This is a genomic window from Kosakonia sp. 1610, assembly GCF_050435845.1.
GTDB lineage: Bacteria > Pseudomonadota > Gammaproteobacteria > Enterobacterales > Enterobacteriaceae > Kosakonia > Kosakonia cowanii.
On the sequence record NZ_JBNDKZ010000003.1, the window covers coordinates 1 to 16065 of the forward strand.

24 protein-coding genes and 2 pseudogenes are annotated in these 16065 nt (G+C 38.7%); 23 read left to right on the forward strand and 3 right to left on the reverse strand.

Going from position 1 to position 16065, the window contains the following annotated elements; translation table 11 throughout:
* Window positions 1–18 precede the first annotated feature (18 nt).
* The 12 genes and pseudogenes from ABIC80_RS10590 to ABIC80_RS10645 all read left to right on the forward strand — a co-directional run bounded on the left by ABIC80_RS10590 (window position 19) and on the right by ABIC80_RS10645 (window position 7147).
* Complete coding sequence (locus ABIC80_RS10590; protein ID WP_429177408.1) at window positions 19–147, forward strand: HNH endonuclease; 129 nt, start codon at window positions 19–21, stop codon at window positions 145–147.
* Entirely contained in the window at window positions 141–686 is a 546-nt protein-coding gene (locus tag ABIC80_RS10595; RefSeq protein ID WP_429177029.1) for an SMI1/KNR4 family protein, read from the forward strand. Before ABIC80_RS10590 ends, ABIC80_RS10595 begins: the two co-directional genes overlap by 7 nt.
* A gap of 280 nt (window positions 687–966) precedes the next feature.
* A pseudogene (locus ABIC80_RS10600) lies at window positions 967–1333 on the forward strand (RHS repeat-associated core domain-containing protein); the annotation flags it as partial.
* A 165-nt stretch (window positions 1334–1498) separates the two neighbouring features.
* Window positions 1499–1720 carry a hypothetical protein gene (locus ABIC80_RS10605; RefSeq protein WP_429177032.1) on the forward strand — a complete coding sequence of 74 codons (222 nt, stop codon included), beginning with the start codon at window positions 1499–1501 and terminating at the stop codon, window positions 1718–1720.
* 1 nt (window position 1721) lies between these two features.
* Window positions 1722–2051, forward strand: coding sequence for a hypothetical protein (locus tag ABIC80_RS10610; RefSeq protein WP_429177035.1), 330 nt, complete (start codon window positions 1722–1724; stop codon window positions 2049–2051).
* A gap of 363 nt (window positions 2052–2414) precedes the next feature.
* Complete coding sequence (locus ABIC80_RS10615) at window positions 2415–2669, forward strand: hypothetical protein (protein WP_429177038.1); 255 nt, start codon at window positions 2415–2417, stop codon at window positions 2667–2669.
* A 12-nt stretch (window positions 2670–2681) separates the two neighbouring features.
* Complete coding sequence (locus ABIC80_RS10620; RefSeq protein ID WP_429177040.1) at window positions 2682–2852, forward strand: DUF6756 family protein; 171 nt, start codon at window positions 2682–2684, stop codon at window positions 2850–2852.
* 373 nt (window positions 2853–3225) lie between these two features.
* Window positions 3226–3422, forward strand: a pseudogene (locus ABIC80_RS10625) (RHS repeat-associated core domain-containing protein); the annotation flags it as partial.
* 18 nt (window positions 3423–3440) lie between these two features.
* A complete protein-coding gene (locus ABIC80_RS10630; protein WP_429177410.1) occupies window positions 3441–4031 on the forward strand; it encodes an imm11 family protein in 591 nt (196 codons plus the stop codon).
* 935 nt (window positions 4032–4966) lie between these two features.
* Window positions 4967–5296 carry a hypothetical protein gene (locus ABIC80_RS10635; RefSeq protein ID WP_429177042.1) on the forward strand — a complete coding sequence of 110 codons (330 nt, stop codon included), beginning with the start codon at window positions 4967–4969 and terminating at the stop codon, window positions 5294–5296.
* A 948-nt stretch (window positions 5297–6244) separates the two neighbouring features.
* Window positions 6245–6565: a DUF7716 domain-containing protein gene (locus ABIC80_RS10640; RefSeq protein ID WP_429177045.1), complete on the forward strand. Its 321-nt coding sequence runs from the start codon at window positions 6245–6247 to the stop codon at window positions 6563–6565.
* A gap of 39 nt (window positions 6566–6604) precedes the next feature.
* On the forward strand, window positions 6605–7147 hold the full coding sequence (locus ABIC80_RS10645) for an SMI1/KNR4 family protein (protein WP_429177048.1): 543 nt from the start codon (window positions 6605–6607) through the stop codon (window positions 7145–7147).
* Window positions 7148–7425: 278 nt separating this feature from the next.
* Here the strand turns inward: ABIC80_RS10645 and ABIC80_RS10650 are convergent, their stop codons facing one another.
* The gene (locus ABIC80_RS10650; RefSeq protein WP_429177051.1) at window positions 7426–7743 is read right to left on the reverse strand and encodes a hypothetical protein; all 318 of its coding nucleotides are present in this window, start codon (window positions 7741–7743) and stop codon (window positions 7426–7428) included.
* Window positions 7744–8333: 590 nt separating this feature from the next.
* Between ABIC80_RS10650 and ABIC80_RS10655 the strand changes: the two genes are divergently transcribed.
* From ABIC80_RS10655 to ABIC80_RS10690, 8 genes are all read left to right on the forward strand, one after another.
* On the forward strand, window positions 8334–8666 hold the full coding sequence (locus ABIC80_RS10655; RefSeq protein ID WP_429177054.1) for a hypothetical protein: 333 nt from the start codon (window positions 8334–8336) through the stop codon (window positions 8664–8666).
* A gap of 343 nt (window positions 8667–9009) precedes the next feature.
* Window positions 9010–9372, forward strand: a complete 363-nt coding sequence (locus tag ABIC80_RS10660) for a hypothetical protein (protein ID WP_429177057.1) — start codon at window positions 9010–9012, stop codon at window positions 9370–9372.
* A 752-nt stretch (window positions 9373–10124) separates the two neighbouring features.
* Window positions 10125–10985, forward strand: coding sequence for a DUF6387 family protein (locus tag ABIC80_RS10665; protein WP_080893857.1), 861 nt, complete (start codon window positions 10125–10127; stop codon window positions 10983–10985).
* A gap of 175 nt (window positions 10986–11160) precedes the next feature.
* Window positions 11161–11379, forward strand: a complete 219-nt coding sequence (locus tag ABIC80_RS10670) for a helix-turn-helix transcriptional regulator (protein WP_080893858.1) — start codon at window positions 11161–11163, stop codon at window positions 11377–11379.
* Window positions 11380–11518: 139 nt separating this feature from the next.
* Window positions 11519–11836 carry a hypothetical protein gene (locus tag ABIC80_RS10675; protein ID WP_000030115.1) on the forward strand — a complete coding sequence of 106 codons (318 nt, stop codon included), beginning with the start codon at window positions 11519–11521 and terminating at the stop codon, window positions 11834–11836.
* 65 nt (window positions 11837–11901) lie between these two features.
* A complete protein-coding gene (locus ABIC80_RS10680; protein WP_080893859.1) occupies window positions 11902–12138 on the forward strand; it encodes a hypothetical protein in 237 nt (78 codons plus the stop codon).
* 70 nt (window positions 12139–12208) lie between these two features.
* The gene (locus ABIC80_RS10685) at window positions 12209–12505 is read left to right on the forward strand and encodes a hypothetical protein (RefSeq protein WP_000032534.1); all 297 of its coding nucleotides are present in this window, start codon (window positions 12209–12211) and stop codon (window positions 12503–12505) included.
* 62 nt (window positions 12506–12567) lie between these two features.
* Window positions 12568–12804, forward strand: coding sequence for a DNA-binding protein (locus ABIC80_RS10690; protein ID WP_217076034.1), 237 nt, complete (start codon window positions 12568–12570; stop codon window positions 12802–12804).
* 48 nt (window positions 12805–12852) lie between these two features.
* Here the strand turns inward: ABIC80_RS10690 and ABIC80_RS10695 are convergent, their stop codons facing one another.
* Together ABIC80_RS10695 and ABIC80_RS10700 are read right to left on the reverse strand one after the other, a co-directional pair.
* The gene (locus tag ABIC80_RS10695; RefSeq protein WP_080893861.1) at window positions 12853–13320 is read right to left on the reverse strand and encodes a DUF4756 family protein; all 468 of its coding nucleotides are present in this window, start codon (window positions 13318–13320) and stop codon (window positions 12853–12855) included.
* A gap of 93 nt (window positions 13321–13413) precedes the next feature.
* Window positions 13414–14082, reverse strand: coding sequence for a DNA-binding protein (locus tag ABIC80_RS10700; protein WP_368898949.1), 669 nt, complete (start codon window positions 14080–14082; stop codon window positions 13414–13416).
* A 1043-nt stretch (window positions 14083–15125) separates the two neighbouring features.
* On the opposite strand from ABIC80_RS10700, the gene ABIC80_RS10705 reads away from it, so the two are divergent.
* From ABIC80_RS10705 to ABIC80_RS10715, 3 genes are all read left to right on the forward strand, one after another.
* Window positions 15126–15407, forward strand: coding sequence for a hypothetical protein (locus ABIC80_RS10705; RefSeq protein WP_429177059.1), 282 nt, complete (start codon window positions 15126–15128; stop codon window positions 15405–15407).
* A 103-nt stretch (window positions 15408–15510) separates the two neighbouring features.
* Window positions 15511–15714 (forward strand): hypothetical protein, encoded by a 204-nt coding sequence (locus tag ABIC80_RS10710; RefSeq protein ID WP_429177062.1) that lies wholly within the window; start codon window positions 15511–15513, stop codon window positions 15712–15714.
* Between the two features lies 1 nt (window position 15715).
* Entirely contained in the window at window positions 15716–15916 is a 201-nt protein-coding gene (locus tag ABIC80_RS10715) for a CPCC family cysteine-rich protein (protein ID WP_080893864.1), read from the forward strand.
* Window positions 15917–16065 lie beyond the last annotated feature (149 nt).

Genomic DNA, 16065 nt, shown 5'->3' on the forward strand with positions numbered 1-16065 from the left:
AAGGCCGCCCAGAATTTATTGCGGGAAAAAGGACTTACCCCACATCATCTGAGCACAAATACTATAATTCTCGTTCCGGGAGACCTTCATGGCAACGTGCCACATATAGGCTCCGCATCAGATATGAGGAGAACCGGAAGATGCTAAGAAAGTTAGAAAGCTTCGGAGCAGTGCCAGCATCCTTACCGAAGGATGTCTTGAGGCAAAACGTCAATACGCTTGAGAGTATCACTACTAAACTCCCTGACAACTACAGAGATTTTTTGCTGCATTTTGGCGCGTCAATACTGTTCAATGTGACGGTTGTTTTCAGAGCACGACAAGCCTCGCCCTGGGCAGACACCAAAGGCTTTGATTCACTAGAGTCCTTATACGGGCTTTGTAAAGGTAGTAATGAATATACGGTTTTTGAAGCCTTAGATACCTACCGGGAAGATTTGCATGACCAATGGCTTCCTATAGGAGCTTCGGCGGGGGATAACCAGATTTGTATTTGCCTCAAAGGAGCCCTGTTCGGGCAGGTCTGGTACTGGGATCACGAGGCCGATCCTGTCTTCAATTATGCGGAAGTTGTTTCTGGCATGACCAAGGTAGCAAATACTTTTGAAGAATTTATTGGATTGCTTGAATCCCGGGATGAAGAAGTAGATATGTCAGGTGTGGTTAAAGTTGATCTGGATTTTTAAGGTTCACTAAAACGCTTCATGCAGAAAATGAAAGCCTCCTTAAGCAATTCCGCGCGCTGACACCAAGCTATGCAAAACTTCGTGCTGAAATAAAAGTCGTCAGGGAGGAGAACGAAATCAACGGTTACATCAAATCTGCAGTGGCAGCGTGGCTATCTACGACGGGATTATGATGATGACCACCATGACTCCGCTGGGCGTGCTTAGTGGCACTATCATTATAGTTAATGGCGTTAACACCATTTCCTGTGCAGCTGCACGCACCCTACTTGCCCGTTGAACGGGGCCGCAGGGGCGCTTTGAAGCGCACTACCCTTATGACACGCTGGGCAGGCGCATCCGCAAGACTATCACCACCGGTCATGGCATTAGTGAAACGCGTTTTCTCTGGCAGGATACCGTCTGTTGCAGGAGCAACATCAAGGCGGGCAGTGCAGCACCGCGCTGATGCACCAGCCCCTGCGCTATGCCGGGCAGCATGCAGACAGCGAAACCGGGCTGCACTACAACCTGTTCCGCTATTACGACCCACAAACGGGAAGGTTCATTGTTCAGGACCCTATAGGTTAAGTGGTGGGCTGATCTTATATACCTATGCGCCCAATCCTTTAGGTTATATTGATCTGCTAGGATTGACTGAAACATCTCTGGTTAAAGGCGCTCCATTTCCTGATGGAACTAAAGTTTAGAGAATTAGTTTTGATGGCCCTTATAACTTCGATTTTAATCCGCGGGAAATTGATGCCATCAACAAAGGTAAATTAAATCCCCCAGGCATATCTGTTATCAGAGCTGATAGTGCAGATGGGGCTGTGAAAATATGGAATAATACATTTCCAAATCGTCCCGCAGTTAGTGCTGGAGAGGTTCATGCTGAAGAACTCAGGAAAGTTGGTTTTGATGTTATTCATGATCCTTCTTCAAAAGGAGTTTTGGGGCAAAATCATGCAAGGTTAATCCATCCTGACGGATTCGATGGATTTAGTGCTAATAAAGGAAAGCTTTCCAGTAAGTTCAAAATTTGCGAGGTGTAGAATGTTTGATTATGTTATTTCTCATAAGACCAATGAAATATACGCAACAATTAATTACGAAAAACATAGCAACATAGACTATTTCCATGAAGGAACTATATTGGAATTTAAATTCCCTGATGCTTTGTACGCTCTTATTGTGGATTATGATGGAATTATGAGTGCGATGGCTTTATCAATTTTAGATGAAGTAGAAGAGAAAATACAAAATTATGACCTCAGGCTAAAAAATGCAAAGCAAAGGATGTTTTGCATTGTTATAAAAGATAAAAAAGAGATTTCTTTTTTTACAAAATATCCAACGGGTCAAGGGTGGCGGGAACTGTATTAAGTAATTTAATTTATTTGAACCGGGGTTATTAGGTTCCCCCAATTTTAATAATTTACTGTTTTTAATGCTTGCGAAAAGCATAGCAATAGCGTATCAGCAGCCGGACGGCACTATAATCTGTTTCGCTATTAAAACCCACAGGCCGATGATTCATAATTCAGGATCCGATAGGGTTGGCTGGGGGCTGGATCTTTATTAATATGCGATAAACCCGCTAACACGGATCGATCCATCTGGTCTTGTTACTGTTGAACACAAGCCAGATTTTGATTCTGCAAGAAGAGCCGGAGGAGCTAATTGTTGAAACATTCATTATAAAGGCCCCCAACATCCACACCGTTCAAATACGAAAGGAACAGGCCAATGTTGAATGAACAAAACTCAGAGTTAAGAGCAGAAATTGAGGATGCGTTTAGTAAAGCAGGTATTGATGACTATGTTGTGGTCAACGCAACTGCCATAATTGAAAAGATTAAAAAAAATTATGTCTCTAGAAACCCACGAGCCTGGTGGTTATCTCTTGAAAATAAAATTGATACCTTGCATTACGAATATAATGCTGGATGCAAATATATCGCCGAGCTCGTAAAAAATAAATTTTCTCAAGCCCATAACTAGTACGTTTTCTTCTTGGCTGATGAAGATAATGAACAAATGTACTTATACAAGACACCTCTCAGCGCGTTAGTCTTTGTTATAGAGCAATGCCGATATTTCGAATATTATGTGGTTTCTGGAGAACTGGCATGGTTAGTTTGTGAAAACGATCATGGTGAGATTATCGTCTGTTCAGCCAACTGATTAACCAGGTATTTAAAGAGGATCATAAATGTAGAGGTAATAAAATTTAATGTTAGCTTTTCTGGATGGATTAGCGTTTATTGTAAATATTGACATGTTAACTTTAATATGAGGAATACATGACATTAAAATCTTCAGAACGCTGTTCGGGGAGATGTTTTTATGCAACAATAACTCCCTGGCAAAATTAAATCCCTCCTCAAAGCATTCGCAAGCACACTTTATATCTAAACAGTAACAAATCTGGTTAAATGAAACTGAACTTATTAAAATTCTAATCAATTTAACAGGTTAAGTACTTTTCATGTAAGCTCCCGATCTGAATCTTGGAGACGCTGCATCATCATTTTTGTTGCACTTAATTGCTATTCATTATGGCAGCTTTTATGAGGTCCGCCACCAGACTGACGGCTTCGCACGGTTGGCGCAGCAGCCCCTGTGGTATGCCGGCAGCGAAACCGGCTGCATTACAATATGTTCCGCTACTATGACCCGCACAACGGCCGCTTCATCTTCCTGAATCCTATAAGGCTGGCATGGGGTCTTAACTTTTATCAATATGCGCCTAATATGAACAGAGGTGAAAAAATGAATTATATAATTTCAGAAGAAGAGAATACATATAACATGGTTGATTATCTTCACAATATATCAACGGATTTTTCGTTATTCAATGAAGGTATCAGCCTTAGTGGTGTTGATTGCATCTTAAAATATAAAGTCAAGAATAAATTCAGCTTTAATCAAATAAAAAATTGTCATATAATCTCTACAACTGGTCCAGACTTGGTTAGCGCGCAATTGAGGAATGTTCTCGAAAGTGAAATACCAATGGAAGTTGAGTTTTTCGACGCTGAAATAATTTATGGAAACGAGATCATAGATGGTTTTAGTGTGATAAACCCTTTAGCAAAGATAGATTGTTGCGATATGGTTAAAAGCGAATATGAGTTGACTAATTTCGATCCAAATCATCCCACTTATATGTTTCTATATACAGTAATATTGAGCGAAATATCTGGTGGAGCTAATATTGTTAGGTGCAATGAACAGCCGAATTTAATTGTAATTAGTGAGGAAGTGAAATCGGCAATCTTAAATGCTGGCTTGAAGGGTATCAAGTTCTGTCGCGCGATAGATCTGACATATGGTGGCCGGTCTATATGTGAGGCAAGTTAAATACATTGAAGAATAAATTCACTGTAAAAACTAAGATAAGTAAAGTATTAGCATAAATTGCCGGGTAAGGATCAGCCTTGTCCCGGCTCATAACAGTAGAAAATAAGATTCATTTCTTCCTGAATCAAGTCAGTCTGTAGCGCTCTTCTTTACTAGTGGAGATAATGGCAAAAGAAATTAAGACAAGGTTTCTATCATCAAAAAATTGGCGTAACAGGACTCATCCAGCGCGGTAGGACTGATTTTCAGCAAGACGATGAAGTAACCAAAATGGGTTATGGAGGGGAACCATTCCAGGTTGTTCAGTGGATGTTTCAGACAATATAGCAAAAAATATGCATTTTTACCCAAAATTAGATGGAATTGGTGCTTCGGGATAAGCTGAACTGGAACAATTAAATGATCCGAGAGTTAAAGTGACATTGAGTAAACGAGTCCAGACCAAGAGGCGCTAAACAATGTATGAGGTCAAAGTTGAATGGATATCAGCGCAAGATGGAGGAAGGGAAACCCCTCCTCCAGTCGGCGATTATTTTGCTGTGTCGAGATTTCCCGAGGATACAAATTGGCAGAATAATGCCTGGAGCGTTGCTTTCAAATTTCAATCAATAAGAAAGATCAGGGTAACGATGAGTATGTAAGTGAAGGAACTGTTCACTTCCTTATGGAAGATGCTCCACATGAAAGAATGGAAAAGAATAAATATTTTTATATATATGAAGGCCCAAAAAAAGTAGCTAAAGTTTTTTATTGGACCGAGTATCTAGATAAGGAATTTTCAAGTTCTTATCTAGAATGTATTCCCAAAGCGCTTTTAAAAATTAAGCAAATAATTCATGCTGATAAGAAACCCTGCGATATAATGAAGGGCATCTCATATGAGTAACACTTAGGCATGACCAATACACAAGTTGATGCAGGAAAAGGTAAATACTGTGGATGAATTAACTGAAAAAGATGTAAAGCTTAATCAAGGTGAGATTAACGCTTTAAAAAAAGCCATACTTTATTTGAAGTTTGAGTGTGAGGAGACAAGTTCATTAATTTTTTCGGGTAGTGAGTTAATAAACTCAGCCTTTGATAAGCTTTTAATTAATAGTGATTCATATGAACGTGAGATGAAATTTTATTCCAGAGAAAATCCAGATGCTAAGGATTTTATTGAGAAGAAAATTAAACGGCAAGAAGTTTTTAATGAAAGGGACAGCGAAGAAAATTTAATTGATAAAGAATATGTTCGTTGTTGTATGCATCCGTTTAAGTAAGGCGAAGAATAGTGCTTTTTTGAGCTCTTGTTGAACCTGCGATACTGGAGCATCTGTAGCGCTAAAGTGGGCACGGCGATATAAATTACAGCGATGATACTGGAGGCCGCCTGTTGAAGGATTATGAGTCCTGCCAGGGTAATAGCAGTGCGTTTGCCTATGACACCGCCGATAACATTGCCGCCAACGATGACCCGGTCACTGACAACCGTCTGCAGCAGTATCAGGACGCACATTGGGCTACGCCGCCAAAAAGCGGTGTTAGTCAGTACAAACTGGCAATTGGTAGAGCATACATTCATCCAACAAGATTCAGGAGTAATCAAACATGTCCATATTTTTAGAAGAATCTTAAAAAAACCTTAGACCAGAGGACTTAACATAGCTTGAATAGCAATATAATTTTTCTCTGCTTAAGCATTTTGTAAAAAATTACCTGAGCTACAAGGATGGTTATCTTCCTACTTCAGATGAAATAACTCCTTACCTTTTTTAGTGCTTTTATATCTATAAAATATGGGCGAGTCCTGGTTGAGGGAAATTATAAAGATCTCATCGAAGGGTTCCCTGAATTAAAACAATTAGATGATCGTTAGTGATAAAGTATTGAAATGTAATCGTAAATAAGCCCGTGGTTTACTATAAATATTTGTTGTCTAATGGAGATATTCACTTTTATGAGTTCGTACAAGTAAACCGGCAGTATGCAAATGGTGAAGCCAGTCAGCATTATAAGTGATTTGCGCGATCGTCTATTAAGCAGCTTTAATGACTGCATCTGTAAAGAGACGATGATCCCGGAGATCGAAGTCTTAGTCTCAACTTATGCATTTGCAAAATACTAATGGTTGTTATTAATTAAACTCCTGCAGCGACTACCATGTTGCTTCCTTAGGTAGTTCTTCATCTACAATCAGATGCACAAAGTAACTAAATCCAGGAGAAAGCATGCCATTAATCTCGATTAGAGAATTACTCTTAAATCCGCAAACAAATCCGGAAGGCTGGCTTTTCCTGCCGCCAGAGAGCGAAAAATGGTCGTTAGACACGCAAGGCGTTTTCTCTTCTGATAGTAGTGATTACGAACCGGGGTCGGACAACCATCTTCCAGAGCAGATTAAGCAAGAGGGTTGGATTGAATCTCTGGATAATGCCACTATCGAAGATATAGTCTGTAACGCTCAGGAACAACTCGGTACTCCAGGCGAAAACAGCCTTTTTCAGGCATTCAAATTCTATTTCGATAATGATGCTTTTATACAATTCTGAAGGCTTTCAATAGCCTCACCACCTACCTTGAGTACAGGTATGCTTAAACTGCGTGTAGCACCATTGAGGCCTGCTTTCCCTACAAGTGATATCTGTGGCGAGAAAAAGGTGGTTGCAACAGGTAAAGAATTTGTACCCAACCTTAAAAGTGCCTACAAACCCACCGGAGAACTTCTAATGTACCTTTCAGATTCTGAGAAAACACTGACTTCAGATGACATAAGTAAATTTAATGAGCTCTTTAAAAATAAACTTCCGGAATCTTTTAAGAATTTTTATCTTAAAAATAACGGTGGCTATCCTCTGAATTACGAAGATGGAAACATTTTTATGCTGGGTGGGTTTGTACCAATTACCTATGGAGAACTTCCTATCGAAAGGGTGTATTATGACCTTTTCGAGTCATTTGTAGAAATAAAAGATATGTTGCCCTTTGCTTATGACTATGGAGGGAATTCTTTTCTGCTCTCTTTGAGAGAAGATGATTCTTTCGGAGAGGTTTTTGTTTTTTTGATGGATGAAAAGGAAGTTGTATTTATATCTGATTCATTTTCTGATTTTTTAGAGGAGTTGTTTGCTTGAGCTCGGGGTAAAGGAAAAATAGAGTATGGATATCATAGTCGAATTATCCACGTCTGAAGCTTTACAGGGTTTTTATATCAAAAGAATACTTAACAACTAAAAGGAAGGATGATTATAATATCTCATCTACCTTATCATTCGCCCCAAACTTAGAGCATGAATATCCTTCCGGTGGTACTGCTGGATTTGTATCGCAAGAGCCGCGCGAGACTAATAAAGTCGTTATACACTATGGCATTTCAACAAAATCGTTTGTGACCTGATGCCAAACGCTTTGACTAAGGATTGATGCGCTGCGTTTGAAAACGCCACGCTTTGTACATGATGACCGGAGGCTGAGAGAACCAGGCGATTAGCAATCCTATAACCAGCGAAACGCCTCCGGAAATGATGTTGTGCCTTGCAGCAAAGGCGATTAAAGCGATAAAGATCACCGTTGCTCCAAATGTGATACCCACAATAACCCTAAAGCGGTTGCTAAGCTCGATCACAACGCTCTGCAGTGATGATCCGTGTCGATCAATGTTTTTTTTGAAATAGCATAATTCCCTTTCAGTGAAACCTGATTCAATAAGCTCTTTTTCAAACTCAATCATGGGCGCTCCTGCAGCCAAAACATTAATATGTTTTATCTTAACTCAAAGAAAACAACCTGAAAATCCGTACATATCTTAGCCAGCGCATCATAGATATCGCGCCACCGAAGCGATCAAACACAATGTTTCTTCGCTGACAGTATGCTTCAGTTTTCCCATACCGATGCTACGTTAATTAGCGCTTGCTTTCTAAGCAAATTCGCAACCCTAAAGTATAAAAGTCACAAACACGTCTACCGGGTTTTAATCAGATGCGCACTCTTTCCATTCTCTTCTGGTTCGGTGCGCTGCGGTAGGGGTAAGCTTCGGCCAGGCAGTATTTTAAAAAGCATTCGTCTAACAATTATTAATAATAGTTGTGTATCAAAGCTTCTGCGTAATGCATAAGTTGAACACTCTACTGTTTGCAAATCCCAATTTCACGAAAGTATAAAGGCGGGAACTGTACCGCCTTCTAAAAAGTTCATGTTGATCGATTAAAGCTGGAGTTCTTTACGCGGTAGGATATCCTTCTGACATCGTCTCTCATCTGCCATAAGATCGGAGGCATAAACTTCAAGCTGAGCAAATCAAGTCCTGAGGAGAAAGGTATGGTAGAAGAAAAAGAGAAAGCATTACATCTAAGCCAGGGAGAAATAGTGGCTTTAAAAAAAGCAATTATGTACTTGAAGTTTTCATGTGAAGAAACAGAGTCGTTGATGTATGCAGGAAGTCCCCTAATCAACTCTGCTTTTTCTAAAATTATCGAGGTCGATGATCTGGGATGGGCGGCAAAAGAGTTTTATAGTAAACGCCATGAAATAAATGAGGAGTTTATCTCACGCAAATTAACGATGATGGAAAAGGAGAATGGCAGACCACATGATGACGCCATTATGGAACAGTTATTTAGTGAATGCCTTTATCCATTTGCAAAAAGATGAGGGGTATAAAAAGCTGGTATTTACAGGTGCTCATTTTTATATAAAATTGGATATGTAAAGCCCGAAACCAGCTTTTACTACTATCTTTCCCGCGATATTGTCCTGCAGACTGGGCTTGTAGTGTATCGTTCAGGATCCTATTGGTGGAACGGATAGATAAAATTTATACTTACCTTTTAACCTACCGGGGCACAACGACTGTAAGGCTTGAACTGCCAGTTAATTAATATTATATGCGTATGCACAACTATATGATAAATATGTGTAAAATATGGACTCTTAATAGTAATATTGCTGATTCTGAATTTCCTGCGGCTGATAATAAAAGAGGTTGTTGAATTTTATGGAAATCAAAAATATCGAAACCGCTGATTTTCGTGTGCTAAGCACATCTATAATCGCTAATAAGTTTATAATAAAATTCGAATCAATTTATGATATTGTAATAAAGCAACTCATTGAGAACGTTAATCTTGTTATTTATGACTGGTCCAGTTTCGAAGCAAAAATTTATATTGCCAATGCACCAAGGGAGTCATTTGTAGAAGTAAACCTGACCTCCGATAAGATGGAGTTTTTTGATTTTATCCAGGGAATTGAAGCTTATGAAGATTATTTATTACTGCAAGGATTTAGCAGGGAATCTGGTAACTGGTTAGAGTACCGCTTCAAGAGTGGAAAATTTTATTTTCAAACGGCCTGCTGATACCTCTCATTCGTATCATTAGATAAAATGTCAGCCAAACGAAATCAGTAAAAAATTAATATTAATTGCGTAGTTTGAATAAGTTCCTCAATAGTGATTAGTACACTCCTGTACCTGTTAATGATAATCAGCGCCGAGAAAGCATTCCTACGAAAAGGCGCTTTTTGGGAACAGACCGTCAGCATTCTTCAAGAGAACGAAGCCGGGGTTGCTGTTCCGCAAGCATGTTAGCCCAGATGCTACTTTATGCATCTGGCACAGGGGATCTCGGGGCATGAAAGTGGTGGAAGTGAAGCTTTAATCCGTAGAAGTCATATTTGGGGCGACCAGCTCGTCGCGCTGGCCCCGAAGGGGTGAGCCGCTTGCGGCGAATAATCGAACGGAGTTCGATGGAGAGTCCGGTTGCAGGAAAGCAAAAACCCAGCCATAGGCTGGGTTCTCTGAATAAGTGGTGCCGGACTCGGAATCGTAGTTTGTGTTAACAGTATGAAATAAATGTAGAATAATCATAATCACCTTAAGTATACCAACTAATGTACCATCAGTTTATAAGTGTGATTGCAAATAAAGTCAATTATATTCAATTGGTTATGACAACATACCCTGCCAAATCTTACTGAACAATCTTCAAGTCTGGACTGATTGTTCCGATGCTTTTCCCTGCTCCATTCAATAGATTACTGCCATCAAATCCGATATGTTTACTCATAACATATCAAAGCGATAAGTAAAGCCAGAAGGATAGATACCTCATGACCAAAGCGGAGATCGCCAGCGCTGTTAATGAGTGGTTCAACATTGAAAATTACAGCGTGCTTAAGGATTTGACAGTAGAACAACTTTTTCAAGAGATAGAGAACAGGATTGTCGCTTACCGCATGGGGCAAAACAGTGGGGAGTTGCCTCCTGAAAGCCGTCGCAGGCATCAGAACTATTACGAAGAACTGATTGAAGGTAAGGTCGTGTTTGGTGATGTTTTCGGGGGGCCAGAAAAAAGACTGTCTTCCAGCTATGCCATCAAGCCTGTCACACATCAGGAGCTATGGGAGGTGGCGGGTTATGTGGCTGCTTTCGATAAATACGTTAACCCGGAAGGAAAACCCCTACCTCATATGGAAGTCTCGCATTATCTGAAGGAAGCCGGGGTAAACAACGAAGGGTTGATGCTTGTTCAAATTAATCTGGCAGAAACATCACCCGAAGAAATCATCAATCACCTGAAAGTCATGGTTCCTGAGTGGAAACAGCAGCTACAGGCTCCTGAGCCTCCAGCCAGAGATTTTCGCTTTGGGGTCAGCAACCTTAAAAAAATACTCGATTACAACATTATCCCCATCATGGACCTGCTGTACTGGGCGCAGGATGAAGAGGTCAGGATTGGTATGCCACAACTGACCAGCTTTTTATACCCTGATGAGTTTAAAGACGGTATCCGTGATGTTGATAAGGTGAAGTCAACAGATCATCCTCTGGCAGTTAAGTATCTGACAAACCTTGCTCACTATCGCTCTTTTGTCGATTTTACATATAGATACGACGACAGAAGACACTGGAATATTCAGGATCTAATCAGAGCGGAACTTGGTAAGGATGAGCAATCCGATCAGGACTGATCTTCCAAAAGGCGGTGTTTTGCGCAATGTAAATATCGCCTATATTCACTAAGGCTGAACATACCCTATTTTTCCCATTCCAAAAATCTGCGTAAAAAACTTCTTCTCGAACGTCCCTCTTAAATCACAAGAAAAACCCATACAATTATCTCATCGAACAACACAGGAGATAAATATGGTTCAAATCAAAACAGATAAACATCCCAAGCTTATTCGTTTACCTGAGGTAATGAACAGAACTGGATTCGGGAAAACATGGATATATGAGCTTATTAAAGCGGGCTGCTTTCCCTCACAGATAAAAACAGGTGTAAGAGCAATCGCCTTTATTGAAAGTGAGGTGGATGCGTGGATTGAACGAGCTATTCAGGCATCACGAAAACAAGCAGTTTAACAAATATTATCCATATAATGATCTAAGGAGGTTTTATGTAAACATAAGAAAATAAAACTGTTGTAAATAATATCCCTTACCAAAATCATACAGATTTCTGTAGGGGGACGTTCACTTAAAAATAAAGAAGGAAATAAAAATGAGCAAAGCAATAACAGAAGTCCACGAAATCAAAGTTTACAATGAATCTACCAGATTATTCCTTGTGAAGTCATTTTATTGCTATGAGCTTTATATCAGTAATATGCAGGAATACATGGGCGATAGATTTGTTAAAATGGTTGAAGACAGAATATATATGGATGATGTTTTTGACAAGGTAATAGAAAACAGTAAGGAAGGATTTAATAAGTTTCTTAAGGAGTGTAAAAGCTCAGGCTCTCTCAGAGATGTTTTATTCGATGAGGTCAAAGTGAATCTGAGACATATGCACAACGTTATTTTTAACTCAAACTAATGGTCATGTGGTCAATATATGGCCCCGCAAGGGGCTAATAATCAACTCAATAAAGGAACATTTAAATGAATGATAATATTGCAATATCAGTAAGTCTGCTATGTGAGCAAACGCCTGAAATATTCTGCACCATCCAAGCAAGCGTCAGTACGTTCATTGCGCTATGTGGGTATTCAGCAGAGGAAGTAATGGATGATGAAAACCTTACAGACGCACTGAACAGGTATGTTAATAACGAGCTTGTCAGTGAAATGGATTTAAGATACGGATCAGTGAACATTAATCTGGTTTATAAAAAGTAGTTATCTCTTTATCCCTATTCCGGGGCTAAATAAAATAAGTCAAACAAATATGTAAAAATGAGGATTAATTATGTCTAAAGAAACTGTAGTAACAAATAAGTCTACACAGCTGTTCCTTGATCTTGCTATAAGATCATTGGAGGCAAGCTGGAAGCTTTTTCAGGAAGTGAATGGAGATGGAGACGCTAATGACTATCTTGATGATCCTGATTTCATGAGTCCATTTATTATGAACATCATTGACCATATTCAGAATAACTTTGAGAGATTTACAACCCAAGAAGGTGATAGTGGGAGTATTAATGAAGTTAACTTCGAGCAGATTGCTGTTGTGTTGGTGTGCCATTCAGAACGATTCAGGAAATGAGTTCTAAAAGTTGCCCCGCAAGGGGCTAACTAAAAAACAGTAAATAAAAACAGGAGCCAAAAATGATTGATGAATTTCATGTAATGTATATGTATAAAAAAATCCAATCAGAAGCTGCTACTACCGACATCAAAACACTGGAACAGTTTTTGAAGAAGTTCCGCAAAGTTGTTGCGGAGCGTCGGGAAGAATACTATCAGGAGATTGGTGAGAAGAAGGCACAAAAGCTAAGGGCAGAAAGATTACAACGGTTGCTTAAGAAAATGGAGCGTGATCGTGTATCATCACATGAGTTATAAAATAAAACCACCATATTGGTAATATACTGCCAGTATGGTAGTTTTATTCTAGATAGAAAATTTTCGGCGCTTTGTTGCTGATGCATTAAAATCAGAAGATATATCTGAAAGTTGCTCAAGACTTTGCTCAACAGAACGCTGGAACTCAATAGCAGCTTCTGTGCGCTGTTTTATGACCAGAGCGACGAGTTCATCAGGGCTTTTCTCAAGTAATGACTTTCGGTAGATAATGGACTCCTGTACTTTTTCAAGCTTTCTTGACGCAAGGGCTGATGCGTGACTGACAGGGTTGAGTTCTTCAATAAATTTCTCGAGCAACGATTTTTTCTTCCTGTCTAATCTCAGAAGTTCGGTATGCGCCGATTTAAATTTCTTGGCTTCACTCAACGGTGAACCATCGGTTCTTATCCTGCGATATTCCTCCCTGTATTCAGACATCGTTGGATATTTTTTTAATGCTTTGATGGTGTTCAGATACTGAATTAAATCATCGTTGTCTAATTTTACTTTCCTCATATATACCTCGTAAATAAAATAGTGAATATATTTATATTACGAGATATAGTGTAAGTGTCAAATTACAGCATGGCGTTTAAATAATGTCTATGGCTATTCTGCTTGTTCAAATAAGTATTCAGGAGTCTCATCAGGGCGCTGTAGTTTCAAATCCCCATTATTCATAGATGGTTCACTATTGCTGTCCATATCATTACTTTCATCAGTTTCTGATCTGAAAGTATAAACGTTATCAAATCTTTCTTTATCATCAACAACAAATCCCTGTGCTTTTTTGACATTAGGTCGTTGTTTGGCATTTATAGAATGAGCTTGTCCTTTGAGGAATATGTTAGAGTTCATAAATAGATCTCCATCTTTATCAATGATAATCCCTTTCTTTTTGAGTTTTTTAAAGACAAGAGACATGTTTGACTTTTTAATGTCCAAGTCGCGGCATAGTTTTGCCTGTGAGATATGAAAGCAGTTTCCAAACTCCATGATATTTAATATCCTTGCGATAACTTTCAGTTCATTCTTTGAAATATCAAGTTCTGCGAGTTGCTGGAAGTTTTTCGTAAACATATGAACATAATCAACATCTTTCTTTATAGATTTAATATTTTCCTTTCTTGAATAGATGTTGGTCGTATCTTTATGTGTGCTGTGATAATGCTCAAATATTAACACCTTTTGTTCACTGGTGAAATGATGGTCATCAATATACTGTGTTAGCTGGAAGGGTGATAAATCACTGAGGGCGTTAAAATCGATCTGTGTCATTGTATTTTTCCTTTTGTTATTATTTTTATTAATACATAACAGATTAAACACTATCATCAATAACAAAGTCAAAAATAAGTGGAAAAAGTTTTGAAATAATGGAGATCTATCCACAGATCATGGACCATAGAAATGGTCATGGTACACAGACTGGAATAAGTTTATTGAGAGTGGAATGTCCGCCAGTTTTAAATAATAGTTTCAGTATGGAACTATAGTTATAGTTTTTGCTAACAGGGGTTATAGGAAACTATAACCTGAGTTATAGATATCGATAACCTTAGTTATAGGAAGCTATAACCTTTTTTCTGTAATCTATTGTTTTACAATGGAAATAACGGCTGTAATATAATAATAAGTTTAATATAGTAAAAGGGGATGTGTGCCTGTTGAATGGCACCTGTTGTTTTATGGATGGCACTGAAGGTTTTCAATAATGAAAATGAGTGGCATTGGATTTTTCTTAATTGATCTGTTCAGAAACATTTTGCGTTGAATTTTGCGTTGAAGTTTGTTCGTGCCTGATGAAAATGGCACCTGTGGTGTTATCTGCGTGATTTTCCTTACTCTGTTATTACAGCGAAGTGATTGTTTTCTACAATCACGAACCGCTGCTGTTGCTGTGATTGGTTCAATAATTATTCTTTAACGTTATTGACGTCTTCGACGTGATCTTTTTTTGGATAAATCCATCATTAACAGGGATGAACCCTGTTTCAGCAATGTGATTGTTTTGGACAATCACGAAGTGCTGCTGTGGATATTGTTTTTCTGTAAACTTAAGAATAAATGCTATATATCGAAAAAAGGATCCTTTCCATATTGCAATCAAATAATGGAAAATGTGTTAGCCATTAAATCCCGTTGGATATCAGCGTCAGGGCGTAGCCGTGCGGCAGCACATGAGCGTTAGCTCATAGGATAAATATCTTTTCAAAAGAGAGTAATAAACAGGCAGTAAACCTGTTCTGAAGGGTAAGTTAAATTGGATTTTCTTCAAAAGGAAATGGTATTTTTTTATATAAGACAAGGAGAAGCATACAATGAAAACTATAAAAATAATAAACATCTTTAAAGCGAAAGAAAATATTCCCTTTGTGACCTGTTTGATCACAAGCATGGAGGAAAATGAAAAAGGAATAAATCTCACGCTGGAAACAGGAACACCGACTACAAATGGTCAAAATTGGAAGATAAAAGAGTTTGATACTGTTCAAGGAGCTTATAAAGGTAAGGAAACCTCGTGGGTTGTGACAAAGGAGTCGCAAGATACAATATACTCTCACCCAATAGATGCTGACGTAGCAAGGAAACTTTTGAAATGATGAAAAATACAGTATTCTAGGAACCGATTTTGATCTTGATCTTATAAAGATATTTGATGAACTATCGGCTATTGATTTTTCGCAGGGTATAGAATCACAAGTAATGGTCTTAGATGAGGATTTATTACAATTATCATTTAAGTCTGGTGTTATTGTTGATGTTGGTTGGTATCCCGCGTTTGAAACTAATGGTGAATTTATTATTAATCGAATATCTAATGGTTGTTGGGAGGCTCCGGAGTCTAAATATAGTGTGGGATGGGATAAAGAAGAACTAATATCGAAAATTAAAAAAGCAATTGGATGAAATGATAAATCGTTCAGTACATTTATGCCCCTGTTGCCATAAATATGAATTTTCGGAAGTCGGGAGCTATGAAATTTGTCCGGTTTGCTATTGGGAAGATGATCCTGTTCAAGAAGAAGATCCAAGTTATGGTGGTAGGGCTAATGTAATGAGTTTGAACGAAGCCCGTAAAGCCTATGCTGAAAGACGTAAAGTCAAATAACAATTGACGCTGATTTAATTAGGCAGCACAACAAACCATGAGTGCTGCTTCGTTCCTTATCCCTTCGAACATCCAGCCAAAGCCCCCCAACTGTGGCGTTCCATTGCTGACCACCACTATCAATCAATTGATATAAAAGATCGATAATT

Coding starts and splice junctions, on each gene's coding strand:
- ABIC80_RS10595 (WP_429177029.1), top strand. CDS start 141: ATGCTAAGAAAGTTAGAAAGCTTCGGAGCAGTGCCAGCATCCTTACCG.
- ABIC80_RS10610 (WP_429177035.1), top strand. CDS start 1,722: ATGTTTGATTATGTTATTTCTCATAAGACCAATGAAATATACGCAACA.
- ABIC80_RS10615 (WP_429177038.1), top strand. CDS start 2,415: ATGTTGAATGAACAAAACTCAGAGTTAAGAGCAGAAATTGAGGATGCG.
- ABIC80_RS10630 (WP_429177410.1), top strand. CDS start 3,441: ATGAATTATATAATTTCAGAAGAAGAGAATACATATAACATGGTTGAT.
- ABIC80_RS10640 (WP_429177045.1), top strand. CDS start 6,245: ATGCCATTAATCTCGATTAGAGAATTACTCTTAAATCCGCAAACAAAT.
- ABIC80_RS10645 (WP_429177048.1), top strand. CDS start 6,605: ATGCTTAAACTGCGTGTAGCACCATTGAGGCCTGCTTTCCCTACAAGT.
- ABIC80_RS10650 (WP_429177051.1), bottom strand. CDS start 7,743: ATGATTGAGTTTGAAAAAGAGCTTATTGAATCAGGTTTCACTGAAAGG.
- ABIC80_RS10655 (WP_429177054.1), top strand. CDS start 8,334: ATGGTAGAAGAAAAAGAGAAAGCATTACATCTAAGCCAGGGAGAAATA.
- ABIC80_RS10660 (WP_429177057.1), top strand. CDS start 9,010: ATGGAAATCAAAAATATCGAAACCGCTGATTTTCGTGTGCTAAGCACA.
- ABIC80_RS10665 (WP_080893857.1), top strand. CDS start 10,125: ATGACCAAAGCGGAGATCGCCAGCGCTGTTAATGAGTGGTTCAACATT.
- ABIC80_RS10670 (WP_080893858.1), top strand. CDS start 11,161: ATGGTTCAAATCAAAACAGATAAACATCCCAAGCTTATTCGTTTACCT.
- ABIC80_RS10675 (WP_000030115.1), top strand. CDS start 11,519: ATGAGCAAAGCAATAACAGAAGTCCACGAAATCAAAGTTTACAATGAA.
- ABIC80_RS10680 (WP_080893859.1), top strand. CDS start 11,902: ATGAATGATAATATTGCAATATCAGTAAGTCTGCTATGTGAGCAAACG.
- ABIC80_RS10685 (WP_000032534.1), top strand. CDS start 12,209: ATGTCTAAAGAAACTGTAGTAACAAATAAGTCTACACAGCTGTTCCTT.
- ABIC80_RS10690 (WP_217076034.1), top strand. CDS start 12,568: ATGATTGATGAATTTCATGTAATGTATATGTATAAAAAAATCCAATCA.
- ABIC80_RS10695 (WP_080893861.1), bottom strand. CDS start 13,320: ATGAGGAAAGTAAAATTAGACAACGATGATTTAATTCAGTATCTGAAC.
- ABIC80_RS10700 (WP_368898949.1), bottom strand. CDS start 14,082: ATGACACAGATCGATTTTAACGCCCTCAGTGATTTATCACCCTTCCAG.
- ABIC80_RS10705 (WP_429177059.1), top strand. CDS start 15,126: ATGAAAACTATAAAAATAATAAACATCTTTAAAGCGAAAGAAAATATT.
- ABIC80_RS10710 (WP_429177062.1), top strand. CDS start 15,511: ATGGTCTTAGATGAGGATTTATTACAATTATCATTTAAGTCTGGTGTT.
- ABIC80_RS10715 (WP_080893864.1), top strand. CDS start 15,716: ATGATAAATCGTTCAGTACATTTATGCCCCTGTTGCCATAAATATGAA.